Annotated in this window: 18 protein-coding genes; 11 read left to right on the top strand and 7 right to left on the bottom strand. The window is 50.9% G+C overall.

Annotated features, from left to right (window positions below; all coding sequences use genetic code 11):
* Nucleotides 1-155: 155 nt before the first annotated feature.
* Entirely contained in the window at nucleotides 156-1,346 is a 1,191-nt protein-coding gene (fabV, locus tag M3194_RS06990) for an enoyl-ACP reductase FabV (protein WP_251652714.1), read from the top strand.
* A 144-nt stretch (nucleotides 1,347-1,490) separates the two neighbouring features.
* Here the strand turns inward: fabV and M3194_RS06985 are convergent, their stop codons facing one another.
* Nucleotides 1,491-2,510, bottom strand: coding sequence for an LLM class flavin-dependent oxidoreductase (locus M3194_RS06985; protein WP_251652713.1), 1,020 nt, complete (start codon nucleotides 2,508-2,510; stop codon nucleotides 1,491-1,493).
* A gap of 272 nt (nucleotides 2,511-2,782) precedes the next feature.
* On the opposite strand from M3194_RS06985, the gene acnA reads away from it, so the two are divergent.
* Nucleotides 2,783-5,491: an aconitate hydratase AcnA gene (acnA, locus tag M3194_RS06980; protein WP_251652712.1), complete on the top strand. Its 2,709-nt coding sequence runs from the start codon at nucleotides 2,783-2,785 to the stop codon at nucleotides 5,489-5,491.
* A 67-nt stretch (nucleotides 5,492-5,558) separates the two neighbouring features.
* Here the strand turns inward: acnA and M3194_RS31210 are convergent, their stop codons facing one another.
* From M3194_RS31210 to aroC, 3 genes are all read right to left on the bottom strand, one after another.
* Nucleotides 5,559-10,088, bottom strand: a complete 4,530-nt coding sequence (locus M3194_RS31210) for a rhamnogalacturonan lyase family protein (RefSeq protein WP_285889159.1) — start codon at nucleotides 10,086-10,088, stop codon at nucleotides 5,559-5,561.
* Between the two features lie 281 nt (nucleotides 10,089-10,369).
* Nucleotides 10,370-11,059 (bottom strand): TerC family protein, encoded by a 690-nt coding sequence (locus M3194_RS06960; protein WP_397334287.1) that lies wholly within the window; start codon nucleotides 11,057-11,059, stop codon nucleotides 10,370-10,372.
* Nucleotides 11,060-11,148: 89 nt separating this feature from the next.
* Nucleotides 11,149-12,204 carry a chorismate synthase gene (gene aroC / locus M3194_RS06955; protein WP_251652710.1) on the bottom strand — a complete coding sequence of 352 codons (1,056 nt, stop codon included), beginning with the start codon at nucleotides 12,202-12,204 and terminating at the stop codon, nucleotides 11,149-11,151.
* A 107-nt stretch (nucleotides 12,205-12,311) separates the two neighbouring features.
* On the opposite strand from aroC, the gene M3194_RS06950 reads away from it, so the two are divergent.
* From M3194_RS06950 to trhO (M3194_RS06935), 4 genes are all read left to right on the top strand, one after another.
* Nucleotides 12,312-13,205 (top strand): LysR family transcriptional regulator, encoded by an 894-nt coding sequence (locus M3194_RS06950; RefSeq protein ID WP_251652709.1) that lies wholly within the window; start codon nucleotides 12,312-12,314, stop codon nucleotides 13,203-13,205.
* A 177-nt stretch (nucleotides 13,206-13,382) separates the two neighbouring features.
* Nucleotides 13,383-14,306 carry an oxygen-dependent tRNA uridine(34) hydroxylase TrhO gene (gene trhO / locus M3194_RS06945; protein ID WP_251652708.1) on the top strand — a complete coding sequence of 308 codons (924 nt, stop codon included), beginning with the start codon at nucleotides 13,383-13,385 and terminating at the stop codon, nucleotides 14,304-14,306.
* Between the two features lie 6 nt (nucleotides 14,307-14,312).
* Nucleotides 14,313-14,567 carry a DUF1450 domain-containing protein gene (locus M3194_RS06940; RefSeq protein ID WP_251652707.1) on the top strand — a complete coding sequence of 85 codons (255 nt, stop codon included), beginning with the start codon at nucleotides 14,313-14,315 and terminating at the stop codon, nucleotides 14,565-14,567.
* 4 nt (nucleotides 14,568-14,571) lie between these two features.
* The gene (trhO, locus tag M3194_RS06935) at nucleotides 14,572-15,456 is read left to right on the top strand and encodes an oxygen-dependent tRNA uridine(34) hydroxylase TrhO (RefSeq protein ID WP_251652706.1); all 885 of its coding nucleotides are present in this window, start codon (nucleotides 14,572-14,574) and stop codon (nucleotides 15,454-15,456) included.
* A gap of 50 nt (nucleotides 15,457-15,506) precedes the next feature.
* On the opposite strand, the gene M3194_RS06930 is transcribed toward trhO (M3194_RS06935), so the two are convergent.
* Nucleotides 15,507-16,046, bottom strand: a complete 540-nt coding sequence (locus M3194_RS06930; protein ID WP_251652705.1) for a GNAT family N-acetyltransferase — start codon at nucleotides 16,044-16,046, stop codon at nucleotides 15,507-15,509.
* A gap of 176 nt (nucleotides 16,047-16,222) precedes the next feature.
* Between M3194_RS06930 and M3194_RS06925 the strand changes: the two genes are divergently transcribed.
* Nucleotides 16,223-16,597, top strand: a complete 375-nt coding sequence (locus M3194_RS06925) for a MerR family transcriptional regulator (RefSeq protein WP_251652704.1) — start codon at nucleotides 16,223-16,225, stop codon at nucleotides 16,595-16,597.
* Nucleotides 16,594-17,355 (top strand): SDR family oxidoreductase, encoded by a 762-nt coding sequence (locus tag M3194_RS06920; RefSeq protein WP_251652703.1) that lies wholly within the window; start codon nucleotides 16,594-16,596, stop codon nucleotides 17,353-17,355. Before M3194_RS06925 ends, M3194_RS06920 begins: the two co-directional genes overlap by 4 nt.
* Nucleotides 17,356-17,620: 265 nt before the next feature.
* On the opposite strand, the gene M3194_RS06915 is transcribed toward M3194_RS06920, so the two are convergent.
* Both M3194_RS06915 and M3194_RS06910 read right to left on the bottom strand, forming a co-directional pair.
* Nucleotides 17,621-19,234 (bottom strand): response regulator, encoded by a 1,614-nt coding sequence (locus tag M3194_RS06915; protein WP_251652702.1) that lies wholly within the window; start codon nucleotides 19,232-19,234, stop codon nucleotides 17,621-17,623.
* Entirely contained in the window at nucleotides 19,231-21,063 is a 1,833-nt protein-coding gene (locus M3194_RS06910) for a cache domain-containing sensor histidine kinase (protein ID WP_251652701.1), read from the bottom strand. The genes M3194_RS06915 and M3194_RS06910 overlap by 4 nt, the downstream gene beginning before the upstream one ends.
* Before the next feature lie 159 nt (nucleotides 21,064-21,222).
* Here M3194_RS06910 and M3194_RS06905 point away from each other — a divergent pair, with 159 nt between their 5' ends.
* The 3 genes from M3194_RS06905 to M3194_RS06895 all read left to right on the top strand — a co-directional run bounded on the left by M3194_RS06905 (nucleotide 21,223) and on the right by M3194_RS06895 (nucleotide 24,333).
* Complete coding sequence (locus M3194_RS06905; RefSeq protein WP_397334296.1) at nucleotides 21,223-22,080, top strand: carbohydrate ABC transporter permease; 858 nt, start codon at nucleotides 21,223-21,225, stop codon at nucleotides 22,078-22,080.
* On the top strand, nucleotides 22,081-22,911 hold the full coding sequence (locus tag M3194_RS06900; RefSeq protein WP_251652699.1) for a carbohydrate ABC transporter permease: 831 nt from the start codon (nucleotides 22,081-22,083) through the stop codon (nucleotides 22,909-22,911). It abuts the gene before it with no gap.
* Between the two features lie 117 nt (nucleotides 22,912-23,028).
* Entirely contained in the window at nucleotides 23,029-24,333 is a 1,305-nt protein-coding gene (locus M3194_RS06895; protein WP_251652698.1) for an ABC transporter substrate-binding protein, read from the top strand.
* Nucleotides 24,334-24,474 lie beyond the last annotated feature (141 nt).

The raw sequence follows: 24,474 nt of genomic DNA, 5'->3' as shown, positions 1-24,474 counted from the left end.
CAGCATCGGCTGCGAATATGGGCTTGGCCCTAGTTTTTGTGATTTCATTTGTGCGTGAACTTCCCTTTGGAGCTAAAAATCGGTAAAATGAGAAATGGCTTGTTATATTGATAGAACCTATACTTATGATTTTAATGAAGAAAGGATTTTACCATATGATCATTAAACCGAAATCTCGCGGCTTTATTTGCACAACCGCCCATCCCGTTGGATGCGCAGAGCAAGTACAGCGTCAAGTCGAATATGTGCAGTCTCAGCCCAAAATCTCCGGCCCTCGCAATGTGCTGGTCATCGGCGCATCCACAGGTTATGGTCTGGCATCCCGCATCGTAGCTTCGTTTGGTGCCGGCGCCAGCACGGTAGGCGTATTCACCAGCAAAGGAGCTGAAGGCTCCCGTACGGCGAAGCCAGGCTGGTATAACTCCGCGGCGTTCGAGAAAGCTGCTGCAGAAGCCGGCTTGAAATCGTTCAGCCTCTCCGGCGATGCTTTCTCCGATGAGACCAAAGCAAGAACGATTGACCTAATCCGCACGGAGCTTGGCTCTGTTGACCTGGTTGTGTACAGTGTTGCAGCACCGCGCCGTGTTCATCCGACAACGGGCGAAGTGTTTAACTCCGTTATCAAGCCAATCGGCCAAACCTATTCGAACAAAACGGTTAACTTCCACAACGGCGTTGTTACGGAAGCAACGATCGAACCGGCTACGGAAGATGAAATCAGCCAAACGATTACCGTTATGGGCGGCGAGGACTGGCAAATGTGGATGGACGCGCTGGAGGCGGCAGGTGTTCTGTCTGAAGGCGCAACAACGATTGCTTACTCTTACGTTGGTCCGGAAATTACGCATGCGGTATACCGTGACGGCACAATCGGCCGCGCGAAAAACGATCTCGAAGTAACGGCTCAACGCCTGACCGAGCAGCTGTCGCCAATTGGCGGACGCGCTTACGTCGCCGTCGCCAAAGCATTGGTTACCCAATCAAGCTCTGCGATTCCAGTCGTTCCTTTGTACATCTCGGCCCTCTTCAAAGTCATGAAGGAAAAAGGCATCCACGAAGGCTGCATCGAGCAAATGTACCGCATGTTCGCAACCCGCCTGTATATCGACGGCCCTACGCCGGTTGACGAAAAAGGTCTCATCCGCATGGATGACTGGGAAATGCGCGAAGACGTGCAGGCAGAAGTAGACAAGCTGTGGAGCGAGATTACGACGGAGAACGTATACGAATTGTCCGATCTCGAGGGCTATCGCCGCGAGTTCTTCCAGCTGTTCGGCTTCGAAACCGACGGTGTCGATTATGAAGCGGATACGAGCCCGGAAGTAGACGTTCCGAACCTCCGCTAATATAAAAATGCAAAAAGACGAAGCAGGTATCCCTGCCTCGTCTTTTTTTCTGCTCAAGCGGCTGATTCCAGCACCTTGGCGATGCCGGACATCGTTAAGCCTTCGGCAAACTCCAAAAGAGCAGCCCTAAGGCTGCTCTCCCGCTTATCCCTTGCTGCCGATTAATCCGAGCTGCGCAATCAGCTCGTAGGATTTCAGGCGCTCTTGATGATCATAGATCGCCGTGTTAATGATCACTTCATCGGCTTGCGTCTGTTCAATAAAAGCGTTCAGCTTAGCTTCGACCGTCTGCGGACTTCCCTTGATTGCCGTACGAAGCTGATTGCGAACAGCCGACAGCTCGTACGGATTCGCGAAGCCTTCCAGATCAGCCGGCGGCTGAATCTTTCTTGGCACGCCTCCGCGGATCAGATTCAGGAACTGCTGCTCCAGCGTTGTTCCGAGCCATTCCGCATGCTCATCCGTTTCCGTTGCGATCGCGTTCACGCCTACCATGGCATACGGCTGATCCAAATATACCGAAGGCTTGAAGCTGCTGCGGTAAATATCCAATGCCGGCAGCGTAAAGTCCGGCGAGAAATGGCTGGCGAAGCCAAACGGCAAGCCAAGCTGCCCTGCCAACCTTGCGCTGAAATCGCTCGAACCAAGGAGCCAGATCGGCACATCCAAGCCTTCGCCCGGTACGGCACGAACCGCTTTCTCCGACTCCGGACCTTTGAAGAAGGCGCGCAGCTCCTCCAGCATTTCCGGGAAATTCTCTCCGCCGTACAAGTCACGGCGCAGCGCCATCATCGTCTGCCGGTCACTGCCCGGCGCACGGCCAAGACCCAGATCAATTCGTCCGGGATAGAGCGATTCCAGCGTGCCGAACTGCTCCGCAATAACCAGCGGTGCATGATTCGGAAGCATGATCCCGCCGGATCCTACCCGAATCGTTGAAGTGCCGCCCGCGATATGCCCAATTACTAATGAAGTTGCCGAGCTTGCAATACCCGGCATACTATGATGCTCGGCTACCCAATAGCGGGTATAGCCCCATTTCTCGGCGTGCTGAGCAAGATCCAAACTGTTGCGCAAGGCGTCCGAGGCGGTGGAGCCCTCTACAATTGGCGCAAGATCTAATATAGACAGCTTGACGTTGCCAAGCTTTTTCGTTGTAGTCATGTTTCACTCTCTCCTTTTCACAATGACATCATGTCCATTATACCGAAGTTCTATCGCATCTTCTATAGAATAGGAAGTGACTGCTCAAAAGTAACTGCTCCTTCATCCCATTCCCTATACGAAAAACCGTGAATTTCCGCCAATGTCTGTCTGAATCCGCTTTACGAACCTCACATCACAAGCTATAATAAAGACATAACGATTTTTGAAATAGAGTTTCACAGAATGAAACAACAAAATCGTCAACACCATTCAAGGAGGAATACCCGAACATGGCAAATCAAGACCACTACTCCGTACGGTCCAGCCTGGAAGTCGGCGGTAAGTCGTATGCTTACTACAGCCTACAAGGACTTGAAAACCAAGGACTAGGTGACATTTCCAAACTTCCATTTTCGATCAAAGTATTGCTCGAAGGCGCTGTTCGTCAATTCGACGGCCGTGCCATTACAAAAGAGCATGTTAAACAACTCGCTGACTGGGCGGCTAACCGCGATGACAAAGAAATTCCTTTCATCCCATCCCGTATCGTTCTGCAGGACTTGACCGGCGTACCGGTTGTCGTTGACCTTGCGGCAATGCGCGAAACGGTTAAAAAAGCCGGCGGCGACCCTAAAAAAATCAACCCGCTTGTACCTGTCGATCTCGTAATCGACCACTCGGTCATGGTTGACGCATTCGGTTCCCCGGACGCGCTTGAAATCAACCAACGTATCGAATTCGAACGGAACGCAGAGCGCTACCGCTTCTTCCGTTGGGCACAAACGGCATTCGATAATTTCCGTGCTGTACCGCCGGATACGGGTATCGTTCACCAAGTTAACCTTGAGTACCTGGCATCCGTTGCCGCTACAAAAACAGTTGACGGCGAAACCTTCGTATTCCCGGATTCCCTCGTAGGTACCGACTCCCATACGACGATGATCAACGGTCTTGGTATCGTTGGCTGGGGCGTTGGCGGTATCGAGGCGGAAGCTGGCATGCTTGGCCAACCGCTTTACTTCGTAACTCCGGAAGTTATCGGTTTCAAACTGACTGGCAGTCTGGCAGAAGGCGCAACGGCGACTGACCTTGCCCTGACTATCACTCAAATGCTTCGCAAAAAAGGCGTTGTCGGCAAATTCGTCGAGTTCTTCGGCTCCGGCTTGTCCAACATCAGCCTTCCTGACCGTGCAACGGTTGCCAACATGGCTCCTGAGTACGGCGCAACAATCGGCTTCTTCCCGGTTGACGCTACTACACTCGACTTCTTGCGCGCAACTGGCCGTACGGAAGAGCAAATCGAGCTGGTTGAAGCTTACTACAAAGCCCAAGACATGTTCCGTACGGACGCAACTCCGGACCCTGTCTTCACTGAAGTGGTTGAACTCGACCTGTCGACGGTTGTTCCTTCCCTTGCCGGTCCTAAACGTCCGCAAGACCGTATCGAGCTGACTTCGATGAAGGATGCTTGGAACGAAATCGTTCGCAAGCCGGTCGACAAAGGCGGCTATGGCCTGACTGACGAGAAAACGGACGAAGTTGTTACAATCAACCACGCTAACGGTAAAGTAAGCGAAATGAAAGCTGGCGCAGTCGTTCTGGCCGCTATCACTTCCTGTACGAATACTTCCAACCCTAGCGTAATGGTAGGCGCGGGCCTTGTTGCGAAAAAAGCTGTCGCTCGCGGTCTCGTTAAGCCTGAATACGTGAAGAGCTCCCTGACTCCAGGCTCCCTGGTTGTTACCGACTACCTCGTAAAAGCTGGCCTGCTCGAGTCCCTCGAAGCACTTGGCTTCCACGTTGCCGGTTACGGCTGCGCAACCTGTATCGGTAACTCCGGTCCATTGCCTGAAGACGTAAGCCAAGCAATCGCCGACAACGACATGACGGTTGCTGCCGTATTGTCCGGTAACCGTAACTTTGAAGGCCGTATCCACGCGCAAATCAAAGCGAACTACCTGGCATCGCCGCCGCTTGTTGTTGCTTACGCGCTGGCTGGTACGGTTAACATCGACTTTGCTAGCGAGCCAATCGGCTTCGATCCGCAAGGCGAGCCTGTCTTCCTGAAAGACATCTGGCCAACGAACCAAGAAATCGCCGACGCGATGAGCGCTTCGCTGTCCCCGGAAATGTTCCGTGCAAAATACGAGAATGTATACACGCAAAACGAGCGTTGGAACGCGATTCCGGTACCGGAAGGCGAACTGTACGAGTGGGATCCAAAATCCACTTACATCGCTAACCCGCCGTTCTTCGACAGCCTTGCTGACGGCATCCGCGACGTTGAAGACATCAAAGCAGCGAAAACTCTGCTTGCTCTCGGCGACTCGGTTACAACGGACCATATCTCGCCTGCAGGCAGCATCCGTCCAGATGCTCCAGGCGGTAAATATCTGATCGCTAACGGCGTTGAGAAGAAAGACTTCAACTCCTACGGCTCCCGCCGCGGTCATCACGAAGTTATGGTTCGCGGTACATTCGCGAACATCCGTATCCGCAACCACATGGCACCAGGCACAGAAGGCGGCTTCTCGACTTACCAGCCTACCGGCGAAGTGACTTCCGTATACGATGCTTCGATGAAATACCAAGCGGACAAAACGAACCTGGTTGTACTCGGCGGTAAAGAGTACGGTACGGGCAGCTCCCGTGACTGGGCAGCTAAAGGTACGTTCCTCCTCGGCGTTAAAGCCGTTATTACAGAGAGCTTCGAGCGTATCCACCGTTCCAACCTGGTTGGCATGGGCGTTCTTCCGCTCCAATTCCAAGCTGGCCAAGGCTGGCAGGCGCTTGGTCTGACAGGCTTCGAGACCTTCGATATCGTTGGTCTGACGAACGATGTTCAGCCTGGCGACCTGGTTTCGGTTATTGCGACAAAAGAAGACGGCTCGCAGCTTGAGTTCAAAGTTATCGTACGCCTCGACTCCCTCGTGGACGTTGACTACTACCGTAACGGCGGCATCCTGCAAACCGTTCTGCGTCAAATGATCAAGAACTAATTCATTCCTTATAAGAAAAAGGTGAGTCCTTAGCGGCTCACCTTTTTTTCTTTCGATATATTTTTCTTTACCCGTTCACCTTCGTAAACAGGTTATATATGAGCTGAGCAGCCTCCGCTCTAGTTGCATCCCCCTGAGGTTTAAAGCTGCCATCACCCATTCCTTGAATCAGTCCGGCTTTATAGATCGACTGTACGGCTTCCGAAGCATAGCTGCTGATTTTACTTTGGTCAAGGAATGGCTTCACCGCAGAATCGCCGGCCAGATCAAGCTTAACCAGCTGAGCCGCACGGTAAATCATCACCGCCATCTCTTCGCGGGTAATATCATCGTTCACGCCAAAGCTGCCATCAGGCTTGCCGTTTACAATCCCCAGCTTCTGTGCGCTAAATACCGACTCCGCATACCAAGCGCCGCTTGACACATCCGTAAACGTTCCTGTTGCTGCCGGATCGTTCAGCTCTAATGCACCCATCAGCATTTTCAGGAATGCCGCGCGCGTCACATGGCTGTTAGGCTCAAACTTCCCTGCTCCAACCCCTTGAATAACTTCTCTCGCGGCGAGGAATAGAACGCTGTCTTTTGCCCAGGCTGCTTTAGCAAGATCGGAGAAGGAGAGACCCGCATTAGCCGCACTGTACTTGCTCAGGTGAGCTGGCGTAAACTCCGCCATACCCGTCGCTTTGTTGTATCTGGCGTTCTTAACGACTTCAAGCTGACCGTTTGCATTCACGTAATAGACGACCACTTGATTCGGATCCTCTTTGTCTCCTAATACATAGGGAATAGCCAATTGAATGCTTCCCGGCTTCAGATCCGTCAGCTTAACACCGTCCAGACTGACTTCGATATCGTACACCGCATGACCGCCCAGCTGTTTTTTCGCCTCGGCGGACAGCTGGTTGTCCTCGACCTTCGATACCTTCACTTGAAGTTTGGAGGCCGACTTCTCCGTGAGCAGCTCTCCGCTTACCGTAAAGGTCGCAAGTCCGGAAGCAATCCGAATATGATGCGCGCCGCGAACAGGAGTATCTACCGTAACGGATTTTGTTCCCGCACCCGGTTTTACCCTTATATCGAGCAGCTGATCATTGTCTTGCGCCAATGCCTTTTGAATATCCTGGTCTTTAATCGAAACGGCAACGTTGCCGGATGCATCCGCGCTAGACTCGACCGTTATCTGACCGTCTTGAACCGTCACGGAACCCGTTGTTCCCGTTGAAGGCGTATCCGGCTGTGTCGTACCGCCGCCGGCTGTTGTTACGGTCACGACAGCCGTGGCGATGCGATGACCGTCTTCCGTAGTTGCCGTAACATTAGCCGTACCTGCACCGACGGCCGTCACAACCCCGGAAGCATTCACCGTAGCAACAGCTGTATTGCTGGATGACCACGTTACCTGTTTATTAGCGGCATCCTCCGGATTTACCGTCGCCGTTAAGGTTTCTGTCCCGCCAACCTTGTAGCTGAGGGCATATTTGTTAAGCGATACGCCGTTAACGGAAGTAACGGGCGCTTGTACGAGATACATGTTTGGCGCATCCGGCGCTTCCATTCCGTTGCCCAGATAGAAGCTTGTATGCGGAGGCTGATTATAGCCGGTGTTCTGCCAGGCGATGCTTAACCGGTATACCGGATCATGCATTAACGTGCGGATCTTCTGATCCGTAACGTCTGTTGTTGAATAGATACGAAGCGCGCTGCTGTCTTCCGTTCTTACAACAACCTCTTCCCTCCAGTCACCGAGCAGATCGGCCTGCAGAGACGGATTGCCCTTAGTCCCGTTGTTGGAATACGTGCCGGTAAACGTTTCAAGGCGATCAAGCGAGTTATTCTCGTAATCCCATTTATCGATCTTCGGAACGCCGTTGCCCGTTGAAGCATTCCAGTCATGATCAAGCAGCTCGCGGCTTAAGTCTCCATCCCACCAGATCGCAAAGTTTGAGGTTGGGATTTGAGTCGAGATCTTTGTGCCTTCCGAGTTAAACATAAAGCCATTCATGTTGCTTTCCGTTGCACCCGACTTTGTGGCATCAATCGCCCAGGATTCTTCGCCTTTGTATCTTGGATCTACGTCAGCCGACAAGCCCCTGCCCGTATCCGCGCCAACCTGAGGCTGTCCATACAAAGCCTGTCCCGTCCGGGCATCAATCATCGTTGCCGAGTACGGAGCGCCGGTCTCCTCATGCACGGTCCATAGCTCGAGTCCCAGATGGGAAGGATTCAGATCGCCAAGATGCATCGCATCTCCATGGCCATAGTTGGTACTCCAAAGCAATGTCCCGTCTTCATTAATGGCCGAATTGCCGGTCACAATCTCATCCTTGCCATCCGCGTCCACATCCGCCACGCTGAGCTGATGATTGCCTTGTCCGTACGATTGGGCCGGGGAATCATATTTCCACAGCTTGCTCAGTTCGCCGTCTCTCCAGTTGTACGCAACCAGCACCATTCGGGTATAGTAACCGCGTTGTAAAATAAGGCTAGGACGCACGCCGTCCAAATAGGCAATCGCTGCGCCAAATCGGTCGATCCGGTTGCCGTACGTATCTCCCCAGTCTCCGATATTGCCTCTTGGCGGATCATAATCTTCCGTAGCTAACGCCTTACCTGTTGCTCCTTCAAAGATCGTGAAAAACTCCGGCCCTTCCAATACGTAACCGCCGGAATTGCGATAGTCTGCTGCCGCGTCGCCAATAACCGTACCTGTGCCGTCAATCGTGCCGTCAGCCGTACGTGCAGCGATCTCCGCTTTACCGTCTCCATCCAGGTCATAGACCATCGGGTGCAAATAATGCGCTCCTGAACGGATGTTTGGACCCATGTCGATTCTCCACAGGCGCGTACCGTCCATTTGGTAAGCATCTAGATACGTATTGCCGGTAATACCCGATTGGGAATTGTCTTTCGAATTGCTTGGATCCCATTTCAGCACGATTTCGTAGTCGCCGTCTCCATCCAAATCACCTACGGAAGCGTCATTTGCGCGGTAGCTGTAAGCTTCGGCCGCACTCGTCACGCCATCTGCTGGTTTATCTAGCGGCACGTTCAAGTAACTGGCATTCCATGGCTGAACCGTTTCGGATGGCTCCTGCTCCGTACCGTTCAGAACAGCTCGAACATAATAGGAGGAATCTGCCCTTCCCTCTTCATCCACATAGTTGGTGCTCGATTGAACGGGAGCGGAGTTGATTTTCACCCGGTCACGATACACGTTAAAGCCGATATTATCCGGTTCCGTACCTAGCAGACGCCAGGAGAGGAAGACATGATCATCTTGTCCAATCGCGACAAGACCACGTCCCAAGTCCTCCATTTGCCGGGCTGGCAGCAGCTGCGGCTTTGCCTTAATCGTTACGGGAGCTGACTCGGTGATCTCTTCACCCTCGTATTCGTACACGGCCTTTAAGTTAAACGAATATTCCGTCCCGTTCTCAAGTCCGTTAACGGCGGCAATGTACGTTCCTTTTGGCACGGAAGCTGCAAGTGTCTCCGATCCGTCTCCATTTACCTTGTAAATATTGGCCTCTTTGTAAGCCGGATCAATCGGGGCCTTCCAGCCGATAAGCACCTTGCCGTCTTGTCCTTCCGCAGCCAGGTCCGTCACGACGGGAGCCTTGTCCAGCTTATGGACAGCAATCGTATACGTGCGGGCTACATCCGGATAATCCTTGGAAGCAACCGTGATCTCAACCGATGACGAGGCTCCGCTTAACGGAACTTCGGCCGCGGAACCGCTTTCAACATCGGAATCACCGACCTTCAGACGAACGCCTGCCGCATGGCTCGCGGTTGGCGTAACCGTCAGACTGTTCGATGAGTATGGCACATCGATATTGTAATTGTTGTTTGTAGGGTCAAAGGAGAAGTTTGGCGCATATTCTCCCGCGCTAAGCTGTACATTCGAAAGTGCGAGATCAAGCGCGGTTACTTGGATATTGGCCAGATTATAGCGGCCGCCGCCGGCGTTGGTGAAAAAGCCAAAGCTGCTGATCCGCTCTCTGGCGCTGTAGAAGTTTTCGTTCGAGGTTACGGTATCGCCCGTATTCAAATCTTGAATGGATAATGCGTATTTCTTCTGCGGGATATTATAGATCATCGTGAAGCGATACCAGTGCGTGGTGTCATATGTGACAAGGGTGGGTCCATTTTGCAGTTTGAACACGCCGCCGTCCATCACCATGCGCGTAACCGCCGCGTTTGTGGCGTTAACCTTTCCTTCCATCACCCAAAAGGTGCCGCCTTTGCTTGTTGGCATGTTAAGATCGAATTGCAGAATCATGCCTCCGGTCTGGGGAGCGAAGCGTTGACCGAAGTAGGAGGAGCCCGTTAAATCATGACTTATTGCGGCATATTGTTTACTCGTATCCGCATTGTTAACAACCTCGACAGCCGGAGCGGTTCCTTCCTTCGTCCAATTGTTACCGCTTCCAATTGTAAGAGCACCAACGGGATAGGCGGAGAAATCCTCCTTAACAACAGCCGAATCAGCTGCAAATGCGGGAGTCATGTTGAGCGGTATTAGAAAAGTAGAAAGCATACATATAATAAGAAGCTTTGTCCAAGCTGTTGAGTAGTTTTTGCGAGCGGCTAGCATCCATTTCAACCTCCATTCATAGTAACCATCATAGGCAAAGACGGGAATGCGCGGTTCGGGCTCCTCCTTTCTTATCCTTGTGACTTGTACCTGTTACATGAATTTCAATGTGCGCTTCTTCTTGTTGAAAGGCTTGACCATGCCCATTGTAAGGGGATAATTGGAAAACCTCTATACAAATACCAGACATAAAGGTACAAAAATCAGTGTTTGACGCTAAAAAATAGATAAAACAAAACCGCCCTCCAAGCAAATTTGCTTGAAGGGCGGTTTATCGTCAGCTACTCGTGAGCAGCTTCCGGATGCTTCTTCTTCCATTCATTCGTCCACAATCCGGCGCCAAGCACCGCTACGACCGCAATAGCAATCACAAGCCATTTGACGACCTGATTAGCCTCGAACCAATCCTGCCAGGCCGGTTCATGCGTAATCATCTTGGAAGCCGTATAAGCCAATACGGCAGAACCGGCGTAGATAATCCAGGGGAACTTGCTAAGCAGCTTGATGAACAAGGTGCTTCCCCATACAACAATAGGAATGCTGATGAGCAGACCAATGACGACCAGCAGCGTATGACCATGAGCGGCGCCTGCTACGGCGATAACGTTATCCAGTCCCATTGCCGCATCCGCAATAACAATGGTCCATACGGAGGCCCACAGCGTATTGCCCGCTTTAATGTTGCCATGATCCTCTTCCTGTACCAGAAGCTTGTACGCGATCCAGAGAAGCATAAGCCCCCCTGCTACAAGCAGCCAAGGAATCTCCAGCAGATACACAACCAGCACCGTGGCAATTATCCGCAGCAACACGGCTCCGAAGGTACCGTACAGAATCGCTTTCTTCTGCTGTTCCTTCGGAAGCCGTTTTGCCGCCATACCGATTACAATCGCATTATCTCCAGCCAGGATAAGATCAATAAATACAATGGACAGCAAAGTAGTTAGAAATTCAAACGGCGTCAAGTCCAATTCCCCTTCTTTCTTGCATGATAAACCATAACACCAATCATTATAGTTTATTTTCTACGAGGGATGTAATATTTATTGATAAAATAAAATTAATCATGAAGAGCAGCGTGGCGTTTGTACAAATCTTCAAGCACCATGCAAGCCATCGCTTCTACAACCGGCACAACGCGAGGGCAGATGCACGGATCATGGCGGCCAATCGTTTGAATGGTGTGCTCCGTACCATCCTCATCAACCGTTTGCTGAGGAAGCGAGATCGACGAGGTTGGTTTTACCGCGATACGGAAAACAATATCCTGACCCGTGCTGATGCCGCCAACAATGCCGCCGGCATTGTTCGTCAGGAAGCCGTTGGCGTCCATTCCGTCATTATGCTCGCTGCCCAGCATCGTTGTAGCCGAGAAGCCTGCGCCAAACTCAACGCCTTTTACCGCGCCGATCGACAGCATGGCCTTCGCCAGCTCCGCATCCAGCTTATCAAACGCCGGCTCGCCAATCCCCGGCTTCACGCCGCGGATGATGCATTCCACGACACCGCCGCAGCTGTTGCCTGCCGCCGCGAGCTCCTCCACGAGTTTTACCATTCTGTCCGCCGCGTTCAGATCAGCAGCGCGCATCGGATTTTTCTCAATAACGGTCTCGTCAAACGTCTCGCATTTAATTCCGCCTGCTTCTTTCGTGTACGCCACGATGGAGACGCCGCGGCGCTCCAGCAGCTTGCGGGCAATAGCGCCAGCGGCTACGCGGCCAGCCGTTTCGCGGCCCGAAGCACGTCCGCTTCCGCGGTGATCGCGGTGACCGTATTTCTGCACGTATGTGAAATCGGCATGACCCGGGCGGAACAATCGGCGGTTCGCTTCATAATCCTTCGATTTCATGTCCGTATTGTTCAACATAACGGCCAGCGGCGCGCCTGTCGTTTTGCCCTCGAAGACACCGGACAGAATGCGGATAATATCATATTCTTTACGCGGAGTCGTAACCGAGGATTGACCCGGCTTGCGGCGGTCCATCTGCACCTGAATATCCGCTTCCGTAAGCTCAACTCCCGGTGTAACGCCGTCAATAATTACTCCAACTGCCTCGCCGTGCGATTCGCCAAACGTTGTCATTTTGAAATGAGTGCCAAAGCTGCTTCCTGACATATAAACAACCAACCTTTCTCTTTTGACTATCTTGTTTAAATTCATTATAATTTCAAATGTGCGATAAATGAAATCACAATACAATAGCCTTGCAATAGAGAGGGTTTATGCCAAACAAATCGAATAACCTGGAAAGCTACCGGATTTTCTTATACACGGCAAGAACGGGCAACTTTACAAAAGCTGCCGAAATTCTACACGTAACCCAGCCATCGGTCAGCTACGCGATCAAGCAGCTGGAGGATTCGTTCGGGGTCAAATTATTCGACCGCGGCTCCAAGGGCGTAAAGCTTACTATAGAAGGAAAAGCACTGCTGGACTATATCGAGCAGTCGTTCCACCTTATTGAGCGCGGAGAACGCAAATTGCTGGAGCTTGCGAACCTGCATGGAGGCGACCTTCGGATCGGAGCAAGCGGCCCGATTATCAAGCATATTCTGCTGCCTCATATCGAGCATTTTCACGCGGAGCATCCGCAGGTTCGGATCCGTCTACAGCAAAGCAAGACCAACGAGATCTCGAAGCAGCTTAAAGAAGAGAATATCGATCTTGGCTTTGTGCATTTGCCCTTTGACGATCAGGAGCTGGCGATTCAGCCGCTGATGTCCATACAGGACTGTTTCCTTGTTGGCGAAGCCTATAAGGAACTGGCAGCGGAGCCAGTATCCGTTCAGGAGCTTCTTAAGCTTCCTTTATTATTGCCTACTACGGGCAGCAGTACCCGGCTCTTCGTCGAGCAATGGCTCGCCGGCCATGGTATCTACAAGGAACCGGATATTGAACTGACGAGCACGGAGATGATTATCGAATTCGCGCAGAGGGGCTACGGAACGGCTTTCCTCACCCGCCGGTTCGCCCAGCAGGAGCTGAATAACGGAACGTTATTCGAGGCGAAATTGACAGAGGTTCTCCCCACCCGCGCCATCGGCGTGGTCACCCGGAAAGACGCCACTTTGCCTGTCTGCTCGTCCATTTTCCTCAAAGAGGTAATGAATCCATGAAGACCTGTACTTTAAGTCATTTTTATCGCAGAATATTTTCCATTGCTTTGAAAACACATAAATTCTATTGTGGTAATAGGCATGATTTGTTCAACAGAATGCCTTCGAATCGTTGTTGACTAAGTCATTTAAGAGTTTTAACATATAGTGATAATCTTATATAATGGAGCGTTAGACATGAGCGAAAACAAACCTTACCGTATTCTTTTGTACTATAAATATGTTCACATCGACAACCCTGAGGAGCTTACTGCAGAGCATCTTCAATTCTGTAAGGATCTTGGCGTTAAAGGCCGCATTCTGATCTCCGAGCAAGGCATCAACGGCACATGCTCGGGTACCGTCGAGCAGACGGATGCTTATATCGCGCATATGCGCAGCAATCCTCTGTTTGCCGATATGGTCTATAAAATTGACGAGTCCGAAGGCCATGTATTCAAGAAGATCTTCGTCCGTCACAAGAAAGAGCTTGTTACCCTGCGTTACGACAAGAAGCTTGATCCTAACGTCCGCACGGGCAAACACCTGTCGCCGAAGGAATTCCATGAGCAATTACAGCAAGATGACGTTATTATTATCGACGGCCGCAACGATTATGAATATGATATCGGACACTTCCGCGGCGCGATCCGTCCAACGGTCGAATCCTTCCGCGAATTCCCGGAATGGATCCGCAAGAACTTGCCGGAAGACGCGAAGAACAAAAAGATTCTAACGTATTGCACGGGCGGCATCCGCTGCGAGACCCTGACCGGCGTCCTTCTGGAAGAAGGCTTTTCGGACGTGAATCAGCTGGAGGGCGGCATCGTCACCTACGGTAAAGATGAAGAAGTAAAAGGTCATCTGTGGGACGGCAAATGTTATGTATTTGATGAGCGCATTTCCGTGCCGATCAACCGGACGGACGAAGATATTGTCGTTGGCAAGTGCTACCACTGCGGCAAAGCGGAAGACCGCTACATCAACTGCGCGGACGATCTCTGCCATCGCAAGCATATTTGCTGCCCTGAATGCGAGGCTGAACATGAGAGCTACTGCTCGCCGGAATGTAAAGTAAATGACGAGCCGAAACGTCAATTAAAAGTTTTGTCTGGTCGGTGATTAGTGATGGGACTAGGGCTGGTTGTTGTCGAGGTATGCACCCGCAACGAAATGGCGCTGCTGCCTCTTGAGGAGCTTGAGGAGAAATTCCCGGAATCCGCGGTCATGCGCACCGATTGCCTGAATATGTGCAATTTGTGCCGGGCAAGACCTTATGCGATGGTGAACGAGACCCGGATTTACGCGGACACCAAGGAAGAATGCCTCAAACAGGTGGAAGAAGCCGTGCAAGAGGAAATCAAACAGTTTTTTGGAGAGTAAGCCAATGACCGAAAATAAACCTTACCGCATTCTGCTTTATTATAAATACGTGCATGTGGAGAACCCCGAGCAAGTCACTGCCGAGCATCTGCGCTTCTGCAAGCAGCTTGGCGTGAAGGGACGTATCCTCATCTCCGATCAAGGGATTAACGGCACCTGCTCCGGCACGATTGAACAGACGGATGCCTATATGGCTTATATGAACGAACATCCCCTATTCAAGGACATCGTCTACAAGATTGACGAATCCGAAGGTCATGTGTTCAAGAAGCTATTCGTCCGCCACAAGAACGAACTTGTAACCTTGCGCTACAAGAAGAAGATGGATCCAAACGTTCTGACGGGCAAGCGGCTGTCTCCGAAGGAGTTTTACGAGCAGCTTCAGCAGGATGACGTCATTATCATTGACGGCCGGAACGATTATGAATATGATATCGGACACTTCCGCGGCGCAATCCGACCTACGGTCGAGTCGTTCCGCGAATTCCCGGAATGGCTCCGCAAGAACCTGCCCGAGGATGCGAAGAACAAGCCGATCCTTACCTACTGCACGGGCGGAATTCGCTGCGAGACGCTGACGGGAGTGCTTCTGGAAGAAGGCTTCACGGATGTTGCCCAGCTCGAGGGCGGCATTGTCACTTACGGCAAAGACGAGGAAGTAAAGGGCCGTTTATGGGATGGCAAATGTTATGTGTTTGACGACAGGATCTCCGTGCCGATCAACCGGACGGAAGAAGATGTCGTAATCGGTGCCTGCCATCATTGCGGCAAGCCGGAAGACCGTTACGTGAACTGCGCGAACGTGACCTGCGACAAGCGGCATATCTGCTGCGAGGAATGCGAAGCGGAGCATGAGCGCCACTGCTCGGAAGCGTGCAAACCGCAATAATTTTTATATAAAAAAACGCCACAAGGGAAAATCCTTGCGGCGTTTTTTGGTTAGGTGGCAATATCCTGCGGAAAAGCCGCACAGCCTTCCAAGAAGCTTGAACGTTCCACTTGATACAAATCGTAAATAGGCTGCGCATGATTGATCATTTGGTACATAAGCGGCTTGATCTCGTTGGCCAACTGGGCATATGGCAGTTTTTCCACCGCCTTTTTCGACCGGATATTTTGTTTTCGGATTTTCAGATAGACGGTTTCTATCCCATGCTCAAAGAACAGCTCCGCAAAAAATGATTCCTTTGCCCGCTGGTTATAACCCTTTCCGAAATAAGGAATGCCAATCCAGGTGGCCAAGAAGCCTGTTTTGTTCACAATATCATATAAATCGATGGTGCCGATGGGATGTCCCAGCTCATCAAGGATGGTTCTGGAGATGGCCGTCTTCTGCTCTTCTTCAACAATCAGCTGCTTGGTAGCGAATAGATACTCTTCGTAGGATTGAGATTTATAACGAACGTAAGGAAACACCGCAGGGTCGATCATCAAGCTGTATAAGGAATGACATTCATGCAGGTCGCGTTTTTTCAACATTTGCTCTACCACCCTAGTCCATGGAATCCGTCGAAATAAGTATATAAAAGGACATGTTGCGGTATATAAAATCTGCATGATGTTTGTGTAAAATTTTCATCTCATCATTCCGCTTGACTTAAACCAAGGTTTAAGTCGTATGATAATTTCGTCGACATCATATTGGAGGACTCCAGATGAAATATTATTCAATTGGCGAGGCTGCGGCTAGATTAAAAATACCGGAATCAACCTTGCGTTTTTATGAAAAAAAAGGCCTGCTGCCCTTAATCGAGCGCGATAGCGCAGGGAGGCGGTTATTTTCGGAAGATCAAATCTCGCTTCTTGTAACGGTTGGCTGTTTGAAGAACACAAACATGTCCATAAGCGATATCAAGCAATATATCGATTGGGTAGTTGCGGGGGACAGCACGATTGAACAACGGCTTGATATGCTGAACAACCATAAACAGGTTGTACTAGCTGAAATATCGTCAATGACAGAGTCCCTGGAAGGAATCCAGGAGAAAATCACGCGTTATATTAAACGCACTCAGGAGGCGCTACGATGAAACTTTCAGGAAATACGATTCTTATTACAGGCGGAAGCTCCGGAATCGGACTCGCTTTTGCAGAGCGCTTTATCCAAGCAGGAAATACCGTTATTGTGACTGGACGACGCGAGAATGTTCTGCAAGAAGCACAAGAGAAGCTCCCGGGCCTTATAACTCGTGTCAGTGATTTAGAAAATGAAGCCGAGCGGATCGCCTTGTTTGATTGGGTAACAGCCAATTATCCGGAAGTTAATGTGCTCGTTAACAATGCCGGAATCCAGCAAAGGTTCAGCGTGTTAAAAGCCGATGCGAAATTGGATTGGGCCTATTTCAACAAAGAAATCACAACAAACATTGAGGCTCCCTTCCATCTTTCGATGCTGTTCGCTCCAGTGTTTGCAGCTAAGGAAAATGCCGCAATCCTTAACGTCACATCGGGTCTTGCCTTTACTCCGTTTGCAATTGCACCGATCTATTCTGCTACGAAAGCGGCACTTCATTCCTTCACGATGAGTCTGAGACATCAGCTCTCGGAGACATCCGTTGAGGTCATTGAGATAGCCCCTCCGGCAGTAAATACCAACCTGGGCGGAGCTGGCCTGCACGTGCACGGAGAACCGCTCGACGCCTTCGCTGAAGGCATCTTCCAGGGCCTTGCGGAAGGCAAGCCGGAGATCGGCTACGGCACCTCCGTAGACCGCCTCCGCATGTCGCGCGATGAAATCGACAAATACGCGGAGAGCATGTACCACGCCACAAAAAGCATGATCGAATAACAAACCAATCCTGCTATCCATCAAAAAAGGAGCTGCCTCATGGCCAGCTCCTTTACATATCGCTTTTTTCCTTTATGAGCGCACTTTTTAAGAAGGTTAAACGGTAACGAAGAAGCTCGAATGATTCTGGAGAAACGCAGTGCCCGCCTTTGCTTGGGGATTCCAACCTTAAAAATAATCTAATCAAGGAATCCCCGAGCAACAGCGGTCGGAAGAACATTCGAATTCGTAGTTACGCCTGAACCTTACTTGAATCTTGCGCGCATCACAATTTCCTGTACTGGTTGGGCGACTGCCCCTCAAACTTCTTGAACACCTTGCTGAAATATTTATCGTCGTCATACCCGACCATCTCGGCGATCTGGGCGATCTTCAGGTTCGGATTTTGCAGCAGCAGCTTCGCTTTCTCGACCCTTATGCGGCCAAGATAATCGAATACATTCTCTCCCATCTCCTGCTTGAAGCGACGTGAGATATACTCCCGGCTTAGATAGAACCTGTCGGATATGTCCTGAAGCGTCACCTCTCGGTTATAATGCTGCTCCATGTATTTCGCAATATCCCGCATGATGCTATGCTCTTTGTTGCCTCCGGCGCCGGCAATAGCCGCAAACGCGGTTAATCCGTTCATAAGCTCGCGCCTGCATAATTCCAAAGACAATCTCCCCCGCTCGTCCAAGAGCAGGAATAACGGCCGGCCGGAAGGCGGTTCAGCGCTTGCCTGCATGTCCTGTTTCGCCGCAAGATCCTGTCTCCAGCGGCTTAGCATCGACTCATATTCAAAGCGCCATAACTCCATCTGCTCTTGCGTAATGACCGGCAGCTGCCGAGCCGTCTCCAGGAAGCTGTCTACCGCCGTCCCCATATCCTTCTCCTTGCCGCTCCACGCCGCAAGCCTGAAGCGCTCTTCATAAGAGGCGATGCTCAGGGAATATACTCCAGCCTTAAAGGCTTGCTCGCTTTTATGAATAAAGCTGCTCTCCTCCAGCAAATTACGCTGTTTAAGCGCCAATCGGGCCGCTTGATACGATAAAGATAATCCGCTAGGAAAAGGCTGCGGCTGCCCCACCCCGTAATGAAACCGTCCATGAATCGACTTCAAGATTCCTTCCGTTATGAGGCTCAGCAGCGTTTCCCAGTCCGCAAGCCGGTCCCACAGCAAAATAATAATCTCGTTGTCGCTGTTCCAATAACGGAATGCGAAGCCGCCATTCCTCTGCTTCAATATTTCGTTGCACACGTTAATCAGGCAAAAGGTAAGCAGGTCCCGGTTGCCGTCAAACTTCCGGGAGATCTGCGGCTCCAGCATTCCCGTGCTCAGAATGATCACTTGGCATTGCTCAACGCCGTCAAGCCCGAACTCCTCCCTCAGCACGGCGGGAACCGCCACTTGACCGCCCGCGCCGGCTTCGCTGATCATCGACGAGAAGAGCTTGTCCCGATAAACGGGCTTGATCTGATTCATCTCTATGCTTCGCTGCTGATCCCGTTTACGCGCTTCTTCCTCTTGCTCCCAGCTATGCTTTGCTTTCTGGAGCGCCTCCATCAGCTGCTCGGGATCAATCGGCTTTAGCAAATAGTCTTGACCGCCGTATTTCATCGAGCTGCGCACCAGATGGAAATCATCATAACCGCTGATGACGATTGCTTTGCTCCTGCGCCCATGCTCCTTCATCCAGGCCAGCAGCTCCACGCCATCCTTGCTTGGCATCCGCATATCCGTAATGACGATCTCCGGCTGAATCTTCCCCAGCAGCTCAATGGCTGTATCGCCGTTATCGGCTTCATAGATCTCTTTGATCCCAAGCAGCTCCCAATCAATCAGCAGCTTGATCGCTTCGCGCACATGTTGTTCATCGTCTACAATCAGTATTTTCATGCTCGTTCCTCCAGCTCTTGCACGGGTATTCGCAGGGTAACGGTAAATCCTCCCGCAGGCGATGAGTCCATGCTCATCTCCGCTTCCTCGCTATAATAAAGCTTCAGCCGCATCCACACATTGCTGATGCCAATACTCTTCTGCTCCTCCAGCAATGCTCCCGTCGAACGGAACAACAGCTGTCTCAACTCGCGCAGCTTTTCTTGATCCATTCCGCTGCCATTATCCTCGAGTCGAATCGTGAGCCAGCCTCCATCATCCGTGACCTCCGAGAATAGCCGAAGAATTCCGTTCCGTCCTGATGTTTCGTAGCCATGCTTGAAATAGTTCTCTATCAGCGGCTGCAGCAGCATCTTCGGCACTTGCACCTGCAGGGACGCCGGATCAATAGCGTAATGCACGGTCAGCTGCTCGTTAAATCTCTGCTGCTGAAGCTCCAGATAGGCCTTGGCATGATTTAATTCCATCACAAATGGAACAATCGACTCGCTCGTGTTCATGTTGTAACGCATCATTTTCGCAATGGACGTAATAAGCGTATACACCTTGGGAGCTCCGGCATGCAGGGCAAGCGTCCCGATCGACTGCAGGGCATTGTACAGAAAATGCGGATTGATCTGTGCCTGCATCGCTCTCAGCTGATTGGTCTTATTGGCGATTTCAAGCCGGTATTCACTGTTAATCAGGTCCCGGATCGTCTGAATCATCGTGTTGAAACGCCTTGCCAATATGCCGATCTCATCCTTCCGGTCCACGGGAACGGCGACATTGAAATTCCCGGATTGAACCTGGTTAATATGGCCGATGAGCCGTTTGATCGGCTTCGTGAATTGATAGCTGACCAGGAAGCTTGCGATAACCGCAAGCACCATAAAGATGGCGATGACAGACGTATTGATCGTCCGGATCGCCGTTGCGCTCTCGTACAGATACGAGTAAGGAAGCTGCTTCACAACGACCCAATCCATATAATTGGTACTCAGTGTATCATAGATCACAATGCCGGAAAAAGACTGATCCTTCCATTTGATGACGCCGTTTCCCTGCTCGGAAGCAAGTACCTGATCCGTCCATTTCAGCTGGGACTGATCTTCCCGGCCATTCACCGAGCATACGAAATTACGGCTCCGGTCGAGAATATAGAGCTGCTCCTCGGTCGACATCGTGAGCTGCCGGCAGATTTGATTCAGTTCTTCGGATTTGACATCCATGGACAAATAACCGATCACTTCATCGCTAGGTGTACGGATAATCGGCCGGCGGAGGGTGAAAACGCTTTCCTCTTTGACGGCAGAGCTCCAATCCAGATTGTAATGCGCGCTTGTATGCGTCGCCTCAACGAAAGGCTTCGGACTCGTGCCTTGTCCAACCGGCCATTCCAGCGGCTGATTGATCCCTCTGCGGAAAAACCCCCGTGCCATCAGGTACGTCAGCTTCCCTTCCCCGATCTGCAGCTGAATTTGATGAATGCCGTTCGTAGACTGATAAATGTTCAGCATATGGGCGTAAATCTGCAGATTATTTTTCTCGTCGAACAGCGGAACGTTCACATTAGGCGACTCTCCCCGTTCAATCAAGGCATACAGCGAGTTGGACTTGTTGATATTCAAATACACGTCAAGCGAGTTTTCGTTGATCTTGTCCATATAGCCCAGTATGTTATTTTTGCCGAGCGCAAGCAGGTTCTGATTCTCGTGAATCGACTGCGCCGTGACCTTATCCTTGATGTAATAATTCGAGATAATCATTGATACGGTGATCGGAATAATCGTGACGGCAAGCAAGAGCGCCATCAGTTTTCGGTTGATGCTTGTTGCGAACGCAAACATGACGTCCTACCTCCAAGGTCAATATTTTACACCTAACCCATCATATCTATCGGTGGTTCAAATTTCAATAACTGTTTATAGTCTAGCTATACACCAACTAGGAAGCCGCATTACGAAGGAGGACTCACATTGAATTTACGAAAAAGATCAAACGAATGGATGCAGCAGCTCGTATTTGTCGGACCGGGAATGATCGTCTTCACGATTATTGTGCTTATCCCGTTCCTGCTTGGCTTCTACTTTTCCTTCACGGAATGGAACGGGCTGGACCTCGACAAAGCCAAATGGATCGGCATGGACAATATCCACCGCATCTTCACCAACGATGACAAGTTTTGGGCAGCCTTTAAGTTTACGCTCAAATTTACTGTCGTTACGGTAGTCGTTACGAATATTCTCGCTCTTCTTCTGGGGCTCCTGCTGACCCGCCCGATGCGGGGACGCAATACGCTCCGTACGATTTTCTTCCTGCCTAACATGATTGGCGGTATCCTGCTCGGCTACATCTGGCAGTTTATTTTTACCAAAGGCTTCAAAACCATCGGCGAAATGACGGGCTGGCACTTCTTCGAGCTTCCATGGCTCGGCACGCCGGAGACCGGCTTTTGGGGACTCGTTATCGTCTTCGTCTGGCAGACAACCGGCTACATGATGGTTATTTACATCGCGGCTATCGTTGGAGTACCGAAGGACTTGATGGAAGCCGCAACGATCGACGGAGCGACCTATTTCCAGACCGTACGCAAGGTCATTATGCCGCTTGTGATGCCGGCCATTACGGTTTGCTTGTTCTTGACCACTTCCGGCGCGTTCAAAATGTTCGACCTGAACTTATCCCTTACCAAAGGCGGTCCCGGTACTTCCACCCAATCGCTTGCTTATAACATTTATGCCGAGGCGCTTGTCAACAACCGTTACGGTCTTGGAACCGCCAAAGCGATGCTGTTCTTCTTTGCCGTCTCCATCATTGCCGTCACGCAAGTGTGGCTGACCAAACGTAAGGAGGTTGAAGCGTAAATGACGGCTTCCCGTTCCCGGCTTTGGGCCATTGCAGCTGCAGCCATATTGCTTGCTCTGCTTTTCATAGCTCCTTTTTACTTCGTGCTAGTCAATTCGGTTAAAGCGCTTGGCGAGATTATGGTGGATGCCGCTTCTCTCCCGGACAAGTACCTGTTCTCGAATTACTCGAAGGTATGGGATATTATTAAATTCCCGAAAGCCTTATGGAATTCCGTTCTCATTACCGGCATCAGCGTGGCCGGAATTGTCGTAATCAGCGCCATGACCGGCTACCGGCTTGTCCGCAAGCCAACGGTGTTCAATAAAATTCTGTTCACCTGCTTCATCTCGGCGATGATCATCCCGTTCCAGTCGGTTATGCTGCAGCTTGTTCGCGTAACCAGCTTCCTGGAGCTTCGCGCGAATCTGTTTGGCATCGTCATCTGTTATCTCGGCTTTGGATTATCGCTGTCCGTCTTCCTGTTCCACGGCTTTATCAAGAGCGTCCCGCTTGAGATTGAAGAAGCCGCTGTCGTTGACGGATGCTCGCCTTACGGCGTATTCTGGCGGATCGTGTTCCCGCTGCTTCGCCCGATTATTGTAACCGTCATTATTTTGAACGGCTTATGGATTTGGAACGACTACCTGCTGCCGGTGCTTATTATCGGCTCGAACAAAGACCTGACGACGATTCCGCTTGCGATTACCCGCTTCTTTGGGCAATATACCAAGCAATGGGATCTAGCTCTCGCCGGTCTGACGATGGGCATTACGCCTATTATTATCATGTTCCTGATGCTGCAAAAACATATTATCGAGGGAATCTCTTCAGGGTCGCTCAAAGGGTAAAATCAATATTTTGCACTTTTCACGACAAAAACGTCTGTGTTTCTTGGCTTTAAGCTTCCATATAATCAAACTTGTAAAGAGAACAACCTTTTGACAAAAATGGGGAGGTTAACAAAAATGAAAAAGCTTTCTATTCTTCTGGCTGCGGCAATCCTGACTTTGACGGCCGCCGGCTGCGGCAACAACGGCAATAACTCGGGTTCCGAAGCCACCAATAAACCTGCCGAGTCGGCGAACGCAACAACTGAAGCAACTACAACTCCTAAAAAGAACGTAACGATCAAGGTATTCCAATTCAAAGTGGAAATCGCCGATGCGCTTAACCGCATGGCTGAAGAATATGAGAAAGAAACCGGCGTTAAGGTTGAAGTTGAAACGCATGGCGGCGGCGAAGACTATAATGCCCTGCTGAAGGCTGAAATCGCTTCCGGCTCCGAACCGGAAATTTTCAACTCCGAAGGTTACGCCGCGCTTGAAGCTTACTATGACCGTGCAACAGACTTGTCCGGCGAAGCTTGGGCGAAGGACGTAATCCCGGCAGCGGCAGGTCCCGCGCAAGTAGACGGCAAGCTGCTCGGCATGCCGATGAACATCGAGGGCTACGGCATTTTCTATAACAAGGACTTGTTTGAGAAAGCCGGCATTACTACTCTTCCTAAAACATTGACGGAGCTAGAGGCAGCAGCTAAGCAACTCCAAGCAGCGGGCATCACGCCGTTCTCGACAACAAACGAATGGTGGTCGATTGGTCACCACACAATCAACGTTGGTCTTGCTGAGCAGCCGGACCCTATCGCTTTCATCAACGGAACAAAAGACGGCAGCACAAACTTCAAAGACAACGATGTATTCAAGAAATGGATTAACTATGTTGACGTGGTATTCAAATACAGCCAAAAAGACAAGCTGACAACGGATTATGCCACGCAAGTTGCGAACTTCGCATCCGGTAAAGCCGCGATGATCCAGCAAGGTAACTGGATCCAAGGCGATGTCGACAAAGTAGCGAAGCTGAACGTTGGCCTTCTCCCTATTCCGATTGACGACAGCGGCAACGCTCACATCTACACAGGTCCCGCGAACTTCTGGATCGTAAACAGCAAATCCAAAAACGCGGAAGAAGCAAAAGCATTCCTGAACTGGATGGTCACTTCCGAGACGGGCAAAACGTACCTGACAAAAGAATTCAAATTCATTCCGGCTCTTACTTCGATCAAGCCTACAGCTGACGAAATCGGTCAAATGGGCGTAGCGGTATCTGAGCAAGCGGCAACAGCGGGCGGCTGGCATTGGGGCCGTTACCCGGACGGCGTACCGCAAGGCTGGGGTGCTGCCATGCAAGAGTACCAAGGCGGATCGATTGATAAAGACCAGCTCTTTGACAAGCTGGAGAAAGCTATTCAGGAAATCGTGAGCAAATAAGCGGTGATCGGGCAGTCTTGAAGAGTCTGAAACAGACTTTTCAAGACTGCTTTTCTTCATTTCATTTGGATAGCCGTTTCACCTTGGGTATTAGGTCATTTTGAATTTGTAGCCGGAAAGGCTATAATGGGACTATCTGTA

Source organism: Paenibacillus glycanilyticus (assembly GCF_023715145.1).
GTDB lineage: Bacteria > Bacillota > Bacilli > Paenibacillales > Paenibacillaceae > Pristimantibacillus > Pristimantibacillus glycanilyticus_A.
Note: the sequence above shows the minus strand (reverse complement) of the source record. Positions and strands in the feature narration are given on the sequence as shown.